The organism is Halomonas halodenitrificans DSM 735 (genome assembly GCF_000620045.1).
Taxonomy (GTDB): Bacteria; Pseudomonadota; Gammaproteobacteria; order Pseudomonadales; family Halomonadaceae; genus Halomonas; species Halomonas halodenitrificans.
Genome location: NZ_JHVH01000001.1, coordinates 139647 through 151613 on the forward strand (window position 1 = coordinate 139647; position 11967 = coordinate 151613).

Annotated in this window: 10 protein-coding genes and 3 tRNA genes; 1 reads left to right on the forward strand and 12 read right to left on the reverse strand. The window is 64.5% G+C overall.

The annotated features are described in order from the left end of the window. Window positions 1-39 precede the first annotated feature (39 nt). The 3 genes from Q358_RS0100695 to Q358_RS0100705 are packed head-to-tail and all read right to left on the reverse strand — an operon-like array spanning window position 40 to window position 3474. Complete coding sequence (locus Q358_RS0100695) at window positions 40-1362, reverse strand: sodium ion-translocating decarboxylase subunit beta (protein ID WP_027960276.1); 1323 nt, start codon at window positions 1360-1362, stop codon at window positions 40-42. A 10-nt stretch (window positions 1363-1372) separates the two neighbouring features. Beyond that, window positions 1373-3178: a sodium-extruding oxaloacetate decarboxylase subunit alpha gene (gene oadA / locus Q358_RS0100700; protein ID WP_027960277.1), complete on the reverse strand. Its 1806-nt coding sequence runs from the start codon at window positions 3176-3178 to the stop codon at window positions 1373-1375. A gap of 47 nt (window positions 3179-3225) precedes the next feature. After that, window positions 3226-3474, reverse strand: a complete 249-nt coding sequence (locus tag Q358_RS0100705; RefSeq protein WP_027960278.1) for an OadG family protein — start codon at window positions 3472-3474, stop codon at window positions 3226-3228. Window positions 3475-3655: 181 nt separating this feature from the next. Between Q358_RS0100705 and Q358_RS16255 the strand changes: the two genes are divergently transcribed. Beyond that, a complete protein-coding gene (locus tag Q358_RS16255) occupies window positions 3656-4633 on the forward strand; it encodes a tRNA dihydrouridine synthase (RefSeq protein ID WP_043487434.1) in 978 nt (325 codons plus the stop codon). 155 nt (window positions 4634-4788) lie between these two features. Here the strand turns inward: Q358_RS16255 and Q358_RS0100715 are convergent. The 9 genes from Q358_RS0100715 to Q358_RS0100755 all read right to left on the reverse strand — a co-directional run bounded on the left by Q358_RS0100715 (window position 4789) and on the right by Q358_RS0100755 (window position 11936). After that, a tRNA-Arg gene (locus tag Q358_RS0100715) sits at window positions 4789-4865 on the reverse strand. Window positions 4866-4915: 50 nt separating this feature from the next. Next, window positions 4916-4992: transfer RNA gene (locus tag Q358_RS0100720), tRNA-Arg, on the reverse strand. A gap of 21 nt (window positions 4993-5013) precedes the next feature. Continuing rightward, window positions 5014-5106: transfer RNA gene (locus tag Q358_RS0100725), tRNA-Ser, on the reverse strand. Between the two features lie 85 nt (window positions 5107-5191). Then, the gene (gene csrA, locus Q358_RS0100730; RefSeq protein ID WP_027960279.1) at window positions 5192-5389 is read right to left on the reverse strand and encodes a carbon storage regulator CsrA; all 198 of its coding nucleotides are present in this window, start codon (window positions 5387-5389) and stop codon (window positions 5192-5194) included. Window positions 5390-5595: 206 nt separating this feature from the next. Further along, the gene (locus tag Q358_RS0100735) at window positions 5596-6849 is read right to left on the reverse strand and encodes an aspartate kinase (RefSeq protein ID WP_027960280.1); all 1254 of its coding nucleotides are present in this window, start codon (window positions 6847-6849) and stop codon (window positions 5596-5598) included. Between the two features lie 103 nt (window positions 6850-6952). Further along, on the reverse strand, window positions 6953-9565 hold the full coding sequence (alaS, locus tag Q358_RS0100740; RefSeq protein WP_027960281.1) for an alanine--tRNA ligase: 2613 nt from the start codon (window positions 9563-9565) through the stop codon (window positions 6953-6955). 204 nt (window positions 9566-9769) lie between these two features. Then, window positions 9770-10246: a regulatory protein RecX gene (locus Q358_RS0100745; protein WP_027960282.1), complete on the reverse strand. Its 477-nt coding sequence runs from the start codon at window positions 10244-10246 to the stop codon at window positions 9770-9772. Between the two features lie 3 nt (window positions 10247-10249). Then, entirely contained in the window at window positions 10250-11317 is a 1068-nt protein-coding gene (recA, locus tag Q358_RS0100750; RefSeq protein WP_027960283.1) for a recombinase RecA, read from the reverse strand. 106 nt (window positions 11318-11423) lie between these two features. After that, window positions 11424-11936 (reverse strand): CinA family protein, encoded by a 513-nt coding sequence (locus Q358_RS0100755; RefSeq protein ID WP_027960284.1) that lies wholly within the window; start codon window positions 11934-11936, stop codon window positions 11424-11426. Between the last annotated feature and the right edge of the window lie 31 nt (window positions 11937-11967).

The following is an 11967-nucleotide window of genomic DNA, read 5'->3' on the forward strand; positions in this document are numbered from 1 at the left end:
AGGCGAACAGGCCTTTCTCTCGTCCGACCGATGCCGTCATCAGCCGAGGTACTTGATCATCACCCCGGCGGCCACCGCCGAACCGATCACCCCGGCTACGTTGGGCCCCATGGCGTGCATCAGCAGGAAGTTGTGCGGATTGGCCTCGAGCCCCACCTTGTTGGAGACCCGCGCGGCCATGGGCACCGCCGAGACGCCCGCCGAGCCGATCAATGGGTTGATCGGCATGCGGCTCACCGCGTTCATCAGCTTGGCCATCAGGATCCCGCAGGCGGTGCCGATGGCGAAGGCCACCATGCCCAGCGCCAGGATGCCCAGGGTCTCGAAGGCCAGGAAGCGATCCGCCATCAGCTTGGAGCCTACCGAGAGGCCCAGGATAATGGTGACGATATTGATCAGGGCGTTCTGGGCCGTGTCGGAGAGGCGCTCCACCACGCCGCACTCCCGCATCAGGTTGCCGAAGCAGAACATCCCCAGCAGCGGCGCCGCGTCGGGAAGAAACAGCACCACCAGGATCAGCAGCGCCAGCGGGAAGACGATCTTCTCGCGCTTCGACACCGGCCGCAGCTGGGTCATGACGATCTCGCGTTCCTTCTGGCCGGTCAGCGCCTTCATGATCGGCGGCTGAATCAGCGGCACCAGCGCCATGTAGGAGTAGGAGGCAACGGCGATGGCACCCAGCAGCTCCGGCGCCAGAATACTCGACACATAGATGGAGGTGGGGCCGTCGGCGCCGCCGATGATGCCGATGGCGGCGGCCTGGTTGAGCGAGAAATCCATCCAGCCCAGGGTCGTCATGCCCACCGCGCCGAGCAGGGTGACGAAGATGCCGAACTGGGCGGCCGCCCCCAGAAACAGGGTCCGCGGGTTGGCAAGCAGCGGGCCGAAGTCGGTCATCGCCCCCACGCCCATGAAGATGATCAGCGGTGCGATACCGGAAGCGATGGCTACCGTATAGAAGCTGTAGAGCATGCCATCGCCGTAGCCGACGCCTACCGCTACATCGCGAGCGGTGCGCAGCACATCCGCCGAGGTCCCCTCCTGGACCACGCCCTTGAGCGCCTCACGCCACGCCTCGGCGCTCGCCCCGGCGTCGAGAGTGACGCCGAGGACGTCGGCGAGCTGCTGCAGCACCGCCGGCTTGGCCACCTCGATGGCCTGGTCCAGCGCCGACAGCGCCAGGCCTGCCTCGGGAATATTGGCCAGGATGCCACCGAAACCGATCGGCACCAGCAAAAGCGGCTCGAACTTCTTGCCGATGGCCAGGTAGAGCAGCAGCATGCCGACCAGGATCATCACGGCCTGGCCCAGGGTCAGGTTATAGATCCCCGAGCCATGCCAGAGTGTCAGTAATTTTTCCATGTCGGCGCCCTTAGAGCTCGATCAATACATCACCGACGGCGACGCTATCGCCCTCGCTGACCTTGACGGAAGAAACGGTGCCGGTGCTGGAAGCACGCACCTCGGTTTCCATCTTCATAGCCTCGAGAATGATCACCACGTCACCCTCGGCGACGCTGTCACCCTCACGCACGTTGACCTTGAAGATATTGCCGGCCAGCGGGGCACTGACGGCCTCGCCGCTCGCGGCAGGCGCCGCCCCGCCAGCCGCCGAGGCGGCCTGTTCCTGGATGGCATCGACCTCGCCGCCTTCGGCGACCTCGACCACGTAGGCCTTGCCGTTGACCTTGACGGTGTAGGTCTCGGGACCGGCGGCCGGCGCACTGACCTCGGCACCGCTCTTCTGCGAAGCGACCGGCAGGCCGGTTTCGGGGGCCTGGGGTGCCGGCTCGAAGGCGTCGGGGTTGTCACGGTTCTTGAGGAATTTCAGGCCGATCTGGGGGAAGAGCGCATAGGTCAGCACGTCGTCGATCTCACGCTCGCCCTCGGCCAGGCGGATGCCATCGGTCTTGGCCTTCTCCTTGAGTTCGGCGGCCAGCTTGTCCATCTCGGGGCTCAGATTATCGGCCGGGCGGCAGGTAATCGGCTCGCCCCCTTCCAGCACGCGCGTCTGGAGCGCCTTGTCGAATGCCGCCGGGGCGGCGCCGTATTCGCCCTTGAGCAGCGCCTGGACCTCCTTGGAGATCGACTTGTAGCGCTCCCCCATCATCACGTTCATCACCGCCTGGGTGCCCACGATCTGCGAGGTCGGCGTCACCAGCGGGATAAAGCCCAGATCCTCGCGCACCCGCGGAATTTCCTGAAGGACATCGTCGAGCTTGTCCCCGGCGCCCTGCTCCTTGAGCTGGCCTTCCATGTTGGTCAGCATGCCGCCCGGCACCTGGGCAATCAGGATGCGGGAATCGATGCCCTTCAGCGATCCCTCGAAGGCGGCGTACTTCTTGCGCACCTCGCGGAAATAGGCGGCGATTTCCTCGAGCAGTTCGAGATCCAGGCCGGTGTCGCGCTCGCTGCCCTGGAGAATGGCCACCACCGACTCGGTAGGGCTGTGGCCGTAGGTCATCGCCATCGAGGAAATCGCGGCATCCACGTTGTCGATGCCCGCCTCGGCGGCCTTGATGGCGGTGGCGGTGGACATGCCGGTGGTCGCATGACACTGCATGTGGATAGGAATATCCACGGCCTTCTTGAGCCTGGAGACCAGCTCATAGGCATCGTAGGGCTTGAGCAGACCCGCCATGTCCTTGATGGCCAGGGAGTCGGCACCCATGTTGGCGATGGACTCGCCGAGCTCTACCCAACCATCCAGGGTATGCACCGGGCTCACGGTGTAGGAGAGCGTGCCCTGGGCATGACCCTCGACCTTGCGTACCGCCTGGATGGCACGCTCCAGGTTGCGTGGATCATTCATGGCATCGAAGACGCGGAAGACATCGACGCCGTTGGTCCTGGCCCGCTCCACGAAGCGGTCCACCACGTCATCGGCGTAATGGCGATAACCCAGCAGGTTCTGGCCACGCAACAGCATCTGCTGAGGGGTGTTGGGCATGGCCGCCTTCAACGCCCGTATCCGCTCCCACGGATCCTCGCCGAGATAGCGGATACAGGCGTCGAAGGTGGCCCCGCCCCAGGACTCCAGCGACCAGAAGCCGACGCGATCGAGCTTCTCGGCAATGGGCAGCATGTCATCGAGGCGCATGCGAGTCGCAAACAGCGACTGGTGGGCGTCGCGAAGGACGACATCGGTAATGCCCAGCGGGCGAGCGTTGTCAGTCATGGGGTGACCTTGAAGTTATGAATGTAGGAAAAAAACATCAAAAGGGATCAGCGGCGGCGCCGGCGGTAGCGATGCACCGCGGCGGCAATCGCCACCATGCTGTCATTGTCCTGGGCCGGCCGAGACGTCGCAGCGCCAGGCGACGGCGCCGGTGCCACGGGCTCGGGAAAGAAGCGGGCAATAAACCGGGACATCAGGGTGGTCACAATCACCAGCAAAGTAAGAAAAACAAAAACAAAGCCCATGCCCAAGGCCATGAGGGACAGTCCCTCTTTCAGAAGCTGCATGTCCTGCATCGGGCGCCTCCCTTATGGATTTTTCGCCACCATCAACGAAGTACCGACGTTCACGGTGGCTTGCGTAGATTTTTCGATAGTATAACCTGCCAGAATGTCGACAAATTGCAATGGGGTCATGGTGGAAGTCAGCGTTGTTAATTTACTACAAGATACACCGGGAAGGCTTGGCCTGGCACCCATGGAGGGCGTAATCGATGCTCATACTCGGGATCTGCTGACCCGACAGCCGGGCTTCGACTGGGCAGTCACCGAGTTCGTCCGGGTGGTCGACGCCCGCCTGCCGCCACGTGTCTTCCACAAGCATTGTCCGGAACTCCAGCATCACACCATGACGACTCCCGCCGGGGTGCCGGTCAGGCTACAGCTGCTCGGTTCCGACCCTGCGGCCCTGGCCGCCAACGCCGATCAGGCCCTGCGCCTCGGCGCCACCGGTCTCGACCTCAATTTCGGCTGCCCCGCCAAGCTCGTCAACCGCCACGATGGCGGCGCCTCGCTGCTACGCGACCCCCGGCGCGTGCATGCCGCGGTCGCCGCCGTGCACGAGGCGGTAGGACAGCGTATCCCGGTCACCGCCAAGATTCGCCTGGGATTCGCCGACCGCCGCCTGGCGCTGGCTTGTGGGCGTGCCGCTCAGGCCGGGGGCGCCCGTCACCTGGTCGTGCATGGCCGCACCCGTGAAGAAGGCTACCGGCCACCGGCTCACTGGGAATGGATCGGCCGCATCCGCCGCGACCTCGCCATCCCGGTGATCGCCAACGGCGATATCTGGACCCTCGAGGATTACTGGAAGGCTCGTACCCTCTCCGGCTGCCGACACGTCATGCTGGGCCGAGGAGCCCTGGCCGACCCCTGGCTGGCGGCGCGCATCCGCCACTGGCAAGATACCGGCGAACGCCTGGCGCCCACCCCCTGGTCGGTACGGGCCAATATTCTCCGGGAGTTCGCCAGCCTCCAGCGCCGAGCCCTCCCCGAACGCGTCGTGACCTCGCTGATCAAGCAGTGGCTCAACCATATGCGCATGGGCAACCCCGAGGCGGCTCGCCGCTTCCAGCGACTCAAGCGCCTGACCGTGCTGGACGAACTACTCGCCGGCCTGCTGGCCGATACGCCGCCACCCGAGGCGTCGCCGGCAACGACGCGGATGGCGGCTATATAAAAAAAGAGGCGCACGTCGCAATGGCGACGGCGCCTCAAACGATCGCGGAACCGGTGCCCGTTCTGGGGTGACCGGTCCGGCTAGCGAGAAAACAGCAGAACAATAACATCGAAACAAACAGAAGACCCGCCCTGCGATGAGGACGGGTCGATATCTGGCGCGCCCGGGAGGATTCGAACCTCCGACCACCTGATTCGTAGTCAGGTACTCTATCCAGCTGAGCTACGGGCGCAGAGTGCGGTGTTGTCACGGTGACCGCCATCACCTGCTGCAAGAAGAAGCTGGCGCGCCCGGGAGGATTCGAACCTCCGACCACCTGATTCGTAGTCAGGTACTCTATCCAGCTGAGCTACGGGCGCTTGTGCTTCACGGCATCGTTATGGCGGAGAGGGAGGGATTCGAACCCTCGAAGAGGCTATAAACCCCTTACTCCCTTAGCAGGGGAGCGCCTTCAGCCACTCGGCCACCTCTCCCTAACGACACGGCGCATATCTTACCGTTTCCGAAGGGGTTTGTCCAGCACACCCCGCGAGTTTTTTTGTTTGCTGACCCTGAACGCTACTCTTCGTGATCGGGGATGTCGTCGTCATTCTTCTCGCGCTGGATCCGCTGGTAGATCTCCTCGCGATGGACCGCCACATCCTTCGGTGCATTCACGCCGATGCGGACCTGGTTTCCTTTCACGCCCAGCACCGTCACGGTGATGTCATCACCTATCATCAAGGTCTCGCCGACGCGACGAGTCAGGATAAGCATGGCTGATCTCCTTCTCAGACTTGTTCTCTGGCTGGCAACGGGTGTTGGCCGGTGGTCCCACGTCGCCTTAGTATGTGGCAGAACGTCCTCCGTGACCAACAAGGCGACCCATGAAACATCAGGTCACCCGTTGAAGGGAAGCACCGCGGCGAACGCAACGGGCTTCCCTACCAGCGTAGAAGGGAATCTACCGTCCCGCGGTCGGCTTATTCTTCGCTTTCGATATCGGCCTTGTCGAGACCGAAGGCCTTGTGCAGGGAACGCACGGCAAGCTCCATCTGCTTTTCATCGATCACCACGGAGATCTTGATCTCGGAAGTGGAAACCATACGAATATTGATGTTCTCCTCGGCGAGGACGCGGAACATCCTGGAAGCCACACCGGCATGAGAGCGCATGCCCACGCCAACCAGCGACACCTTGGCGATATTGTCATCACCCTTGACCTCACCCTCGCCCAGGTCGGGCAGGACCTGCTCGTTGATGATCTTGAGGGTCTGCTTGTAGTCCGCCTTGGCCACGGTAAAGGTGAAGTCGGTGTAGTCGCCGGCCGGGGCCACGTTCTGCACGATCATGTCGACTTCGATGTTGGCGTCGGCAATGGGGTCGAGAATACGCGATGCCACGCCGGGCACATCCGGCGTATTGAGCAGCGTCAACTTGGCTTCACTGGCGGTGAAGGCGATACCGGAGATCAGCGGTTCTTCCATGGAATCCTCGTCTTGGTCGGAGTCTGCAACGATCAGGGTGCCGGGGCCATCCTGGAAACTGGACAGCACGCGCAGCGGAACATTGTATTTGCCGGCGAATTCGACGGCGCGAATCTGCAGCACCTTGGAGCCCAGGCTGGCCAGCTCCAACATCTCCTCGACGGTGATGTTCTCGAGCCGCTGAGCCTTGCTGCAGACGCGGGGGTCGGTGGTATAGACGCCATCGACGTCGGTATAGATCTGACATTCGTCGGCCTTCAGCGCCGCCGCCAGGGCCACGCCGGTGGTATCGGAGCCACCGCGGCCGAGGGTGGTGATATTGCCCTCCTCGTCGACTCCCTGAAAGCCGGCCACGACCACTACCTGGCCATCATCCAGGTCGGCCTGCAGCTCGTCGGTCTCGATACGCTGAATGCGCGCCTTGGTATGGGCGTTATCGGTCTGAATGCCCACCTGTGACCCCGTATAGGAGGTCGCCGGCACGCCCAGCTTGTGCAGTGCCATGGCCAGCAGCGAGATGGTGACCTGCTCACCGGTGGAGACCAGCATGTCCATCTCACGCGGGGTCGGCGCATCATTGATTTCGTTGGCCATCCCGATCAGACGGTTGGTCTCGCCGCTCATGGCCGACACCACTACCACGACCTGGTGGCCATTCTCACGAAAACCCTTGACCTTCTCGGCCACGGCCTTGATACGCTCCACGGAGCCCACCGAGGTACCGCCAAATTTCTGTACGTAAAGTGCCATCTGTGAATTTTCCCTCGTGCGTCGGGCGTAGGCGCCCGGATGAGTGAAAGGTGGTTCCTTGCAATCAGGGCCGGCACCTCTCGGCAACCGGCCCTGTCGTATCCTATTTCAGGCGCTCGCCGACCCAGGCGGCAACCCCCTCCAGGGCCCCCGGCAGGGCCGCCACATCGCTGCCGCCGGCCTGGGCCATATCGGCCCGGCCGCCGCCCTTGCCGCCGACCTGGCCGGCCACATGGTTGACCAGCTCGCCGGCCTTGATGCGGCCGGTGAGGTCATCGGTGACCCCGGCAATCAGGCTCACCTTGCCGGCGGCCTCGTCACCTACCCCCAGCACGATGATGCCGGAACCCAGCTTGTTCTTGAGCTGATCGAGCATGCCGCGCAGCTCCTTGCCGGAGACGCCTTCGAGGGGCTTGGCCAGCACCTTGACCCCCGCCACCTCGCTGGCCTCGGCGACCAGGTCGCTGCCGGCGGCGCTGGCCAGCTTGGCCTTGAGGCGCTCCAGCTCCTTCTCCAGGCTGCGGTTGCGTTCCACCAGCGATGCCACGCGTTCCTCGACCTGCTCGGGCTTGGCCTTGAGACGCTCGCCGAGGCGGTTGACCCGGGCTTCCTGCTCATAAAACCAGTCCAGCGCTCCTTCCCCGGTGACCGCCTCGATGCGGCGCACGCCGGATGCGGTGCCCTGTTCGCTGACGATATGAAAGCAGCCGATATCACCACTGCGCGCCACATGGGTGCCGCCACACAGCTCGATGGAGAAGTCGTCGGCGCCGATGGTCAATACCCGCACGCTGTCGGCGTACTTGGCCTCGAAGAGTGCCGCGGCACCTCTCGCCTTGGCCTCATCCAGGGTCATCTGCTCGGTGCGAGTCGGTGCGTTGGCCAGGACCTGGGCGTTGACCAGGCGCTCCACCTCGGCGAGCTGGTCGGCGCTCACCGGCTCGAAGTGGCTGAAGTCGAAACGCAGCCGCTCCGGCGTGACCAGCGAGCCCTTCTGGGCCACGTGGTCGCCCAGCACCATGCGCAACGCCTTGTGCATCAGGTGAGTCGCGGAGTGGTTACGCACCGTCGCGGCGCGCAGACCGGCATCAACTGCTGGGCGCACCGTCTCCCCCGGGGCCAGCTCGCCTTCGAGCAGCACCCCATGATGCAGATGGTGGTCGCCCTGCTTCCGGGTATCCTCCACCAGGAAGCGGCCACCACCGTCGAGGTGCAGATAACCGGTATCGCCTACCTGACCGCCGGACTCGCCGTAGAAGGGCGTGCGGTCGAGCACCACGACCGCCTTGTGCTCCGGGACAAGCCGCTCCAGGGCATTGCCCTCGCGGTCGGCCAGCGCGGTAACGGTGGCCCGGTCCTCGAGGCGCTCATGGCCGGTAAAGGCGGTCGCGCCCTCCAGCTCCAGGACACCGCCATAGTCGGCGCCGAACTGGCTGGCCGCGCGGGCGCGTTCGCGCTGGGCCGTCAGTGCACGCTCGAAGCCGACCTCATCGAGGGTAACGCCGCGCTCGCGGCAGACATCGGCGGTCAGGTCGAAGGGGAAACCATAGGTGTCATAGAGCTTGAATACCGTCTCGCCGGGCAGCACCTCGCCGTCGAGGTCGGCCAACGCCGCCTCGAGCAGACCCATGCCATGCTCCAGGGTCCGGGCGAACTGCTCTTCCTCCTTGAGCAGCACGCGCTCGATCTGGGCCCGCGCTTCCCGCAGCTCCGGGTAGGCCGCCCCCATTTCGGCATCCAGCGCCGCCACCAGCCTGTGAAAGAAGTTGTCCTGGGCACCGAGCTTGTGGCCGTGACGGATAGCGCGCCGGATGATACGACGCAGCACATAGCCACGCCCCTCGTTGGAGGGCAGCACGCCATCGACGATCAGGAAGGCACAGGAGCGGATATGATCGGCGATCACCCGCAGCGACGGGTTGCGGGTATCCTCGTGGCCGGTATGCTGAGCCGCCGCCGCCAGCAGGTTCTGGAAGAGGTCGATCTCGTAGTTGGAGTGCACGCCCTGCATCACCGCGGCGACGCGTTCAAGCCCCATGCCGGTATCGATGGAGGGCTTGGGCAGCGGGTGCATATTGCCTTCGGCATCGCGGTCGAACTGCATGAACACCAGGTTCCAGATCTCGATATAGCGATCGCCATCTTCCTCGGGGCTTCCGGGCGGCCCTCCCCATACCTCGGGGCCGTGGTCGTAAAAGATCTCGGAACTCGGCCCACAGGGGCCGGTATCGCCCATCTGCCAGAAGTTATCCTCGTCGAGCCTGGAAAAGCGCTCGGGGTCGATGCCGACCTCTTCCTTCCAGATGCGCTCGGCCTCGTCGTCGCTGACGTGCACCGTGACCCACAGTTTTTCCTTCGGCAGACCCAGGGTCTCCGTCAGGAACTCCCAGGCGAAGCGGATGGCGTCACGCTTGAAGTAGTCGCCAAAGCTGAAGTTACCCAGCATCTCGAAGAAGGTGTGATGACGTGCGGTATAGCCGACGTTATCGAGGTCATTATGCTTGCCCCCGGCGCGAACACAGCGTTGGGAGGAGGTGGCACGCACATAGGGGCGCGGGTCGCGACCCAGGAAGACATCCTTGAAGGGCACCATGCCCGCATTGGTAAACAGCAGGGTCGGGTCGTTGCCGGGAACCAGGGAGCTGGAGGGCACGATGCTATGGTCGTGCGCCTCGAAGTAACTCAGAAAGGCCTGTCTGATGTCTGCGCTTTTCATGGGGTATCCGTGGCGATGAACGGGGTGACCCGGCGGGCGACGCTGGCTCGAGGCGGGCACCGTGGCACACCGAAATCGGGCGCATAACGGTGCCTCGGGATGCCACCCGGGGCGTTCGCAAAGAGGGCTATTATAGCGCAGTTGTCAAGGGACTAAAGGGGCAGTCACGCCGACAGCGGCCAGGATGCCCCGAGGCACGTTGCCCTACGCCTCGTCGGCGCCGTCTTCCCAGGCGTGTGCCAGGGCGTGGCGCACCTGGTCGAAATCGAAGCCCCGGCCGGCGAGAAAGCGCTCGCGGCGGGCGCGCTCCCGCGGAGACTCACCGGGGCCCGAGAAGCGCCGCGAGAGCGCCTCGCAGGCCAGGGCCCGCCAGTCCACCTCGCCCGCCGCGAAGGCCTCCTTCACCTCCTCGGGGGAGAGACCGCGGCGCTCCATCTCCAGGCGGATCTTGACGGGCCCCTGGCCGCGAAAGAGGCGTGAACGCAGGAAACTCTCGGCGAAGCGGGCATCGGACTGCAGCCCCTGCTCGGCGAGTTCATCGAGGCACTCGGCGACGGCTTCGCCAGCATGCCCCTTGGCCGCCAGGCGGTCTTCCAGCTCGGCGCGGGAATGCTCGCGCCGAGCCAGCAGCCGGATAGCATCATCACGGGGCGTGGAGCCCCCTGCACCGCGCTCGAACATGACTTATGACGGTTTGCTATCCGGGTCGCCACCGGCCGGCAAGGCGGCATCATCGGCCTCCTCCTTGGCAGGCTCTGCCGTGGCGAGCAGCTGGGCGCGAATCTGGCTCTCGATCTCCTCCATCACCGTGGGGTTATCCTCGAGGAACTGGGCGGCGTTGGCCTTGCCTTGACCTATCTTGTTGCCCTGGTAGCTGTACCAGGCGCCCGCCTTGTCGACCAGCTTGCACTGCACGCCGAGGTCGACCACTTCACCGGCATGATAGATCCCCTTGCCGTAGAGGATTTGGAACTCGGCCTGACGGAAGGGCGGTGCCACCTTGTTCTTGACCACCTTGACCCGGGTCTCGTTGCCGGTCACCTCATCGCCCTGCTTGACCGAGCCGGTACGCCGGATATCCAGGCGAACACTGGAGTAGAACTTGAGCGCATTGCCGCCGGTGGTGGTCTCGGGACTGCCGAACATCACGCCGATCTTCATGCGAATCTGGTTGATGAACACCACCATGCAGTTGGCGTTCTTGATATTGCCGGTGATCTTGCGCAGCGCCTGGGACATCAGGCGCGCCTGCAGGCCGACGTGGGAGTCGCCCATCTCGCCCTCGATCTCGGCCCGCGGGGTCAGTGCCGCCACCGAGTCGATGATGATCACGTCGACCCCCCCCGAACGCACCAGCATGTCGCAGATCTCCAGGGCCTGCTCGCCGGTGTCCGGCTGGGAGACCAGCAGGTCATCCAGATTGACACCCAGCTTCTCGGCATAGCTCGGGTCCAGGGCATGCTCGGCGTCGATAAAGGCGCAGGTCTTGCCCTGCTTCTGGGCCTGGGCGATCACCGAAAGCGTCAGGGTGGTCTTGCCGGAAGACTCCGGGCCGAAGATCTCGACGACACGACCCAATGGCAGGCCACCGATGCCGAGCGCGACATCCAGGCCCAGCGAGCCGGTGGAGACCGAGGGCATTACCACGCGCGGCGCATCGCCCAGACGCATCACGGTACCCTTGCCGAACTGACGGTCGATCTGGGAAAGGGCGGCGTCCAGCGCCTTGGAACGGTTGTCTTCCTGAGCCATCACGGGCCTCCTCAATCTGGGTCTCTAAATACTGTATGACTGAACAGCAGTATGGAGAAAAATGGCGGTCTCGGCCAGCGAAAGTTGACCAACCGGATGCCTCCTCTCAGCGCGCCTCGAGGCGGTGCACCAGGCCGACCAGCGCCTCGCGCACCGCCTGCTCGCGTACGGCGCGGCGGTCGCCAGGGTAGCAGAGGCACTCCGCCTCGGCCGCCGTATCATCGCCCCAGGCCAGCCACACCGTGCCTACCGGCTTGTCGGCGCTGCCACCACCGGGGCCGGCCACGCCGCTGATCGCCACACCGAGATCGGCGCCGCTGTCGCGACAGGCGCCGACCGCCATCGCCTCCACTACCTCGCGGCTTACCGCGCCATGCGTGTCGAGCAAGGCTTCGGCCACGCCCAGCAGGCGCATCTTGGCCGCATTGGAGTAGGTCACGTAGCCGGTTTCGAAGTAGTCGGAACAGCCGTCTGCCGAGGTGATGGCGCTGGCCACCCCGCCGCCGGTACAGGACTCGGCGCAGGTAATGGCGACGCCCCGGTCTCGACACAGCCTCCCCAGGCGCTCGGCCAGGGTGGCCAGATCGAGGTTGGCGAGACTCGCGACTGAGTGGGACATGATAATGACTCCTGCACGGTGAATCGAAGGC

Bases quoted from the DNA above. Each gene is read 5' to 3' on its own strand.
- Q358_RS0100695 (WP_027960276.1), bottom strand. From the start codon at position 1,362: ATGGAAAAATTACTGACACTCTGGCATGGCTCGGGGATCTATAACCTG.
- oadA (WP_027960277.1), bottom strand. From the start codon at position 3,178: ATGACTGACAACGCTCGCCCGCTGGGCATTACCGATGTCGTCCTTCGC.
- Q358_RS0100705 (WP_027960278.1), bottom strand. From the start codon at position 3,474: ATGCAGGACATGCAGCTTCTGAAAGAGGGACTGTCCCTCATGGCCTTG.
- Q358_RS16255 (WP_043487434.1), top strand. From the start codon at position 3,656: ATGGAGGGCGTAATCGATGCTCATACTCGGGATCTGCTGACCCGACAG.
- csrA (WP_027960279.1), bottom strand. From the start codon at position 5,389: ATGCTTATCCTGACTCGTCGCGTCGGCGAGACCTTGATGATAGGTGAT.
- Q358_RS0100735 (WP_027960280.1), bottom strand. From the start codon at position 6,849: ATGGCACTTTACGTACAGAAATTTGGCGGTACCTCGGTGGGCTCCGTG.
- alaS (WP_027960281.1), bottom strand. From the start codon at position 9,565: ATGAAAAGCGCAGACATCAGACAGGCCTTTCTGAGTTACTTCGAGGCG.
- Q358_RS0100745 (WP_027960282.1), bottom strand. From the start codon at position 10,246: ATGTTCGAGCGCGGTGCAGGGGGCTCCACGCCCCGTGATGATGCTATC.
- recA (WP_027960283.1), bottom strand. From the start codon at position 11,317: ATGGCTCAGGAAGACAACCGTTCCAAGGCGCTGGACGCCGCCCTTTCC.
- Q358_RS0100755 (WP_027960284.1), bottom strand. From the start codon at position 11,936: ATGTCCCACTCAGTCGCGAGTCTCGCCAACCTCGATCTGGCCACCCTG.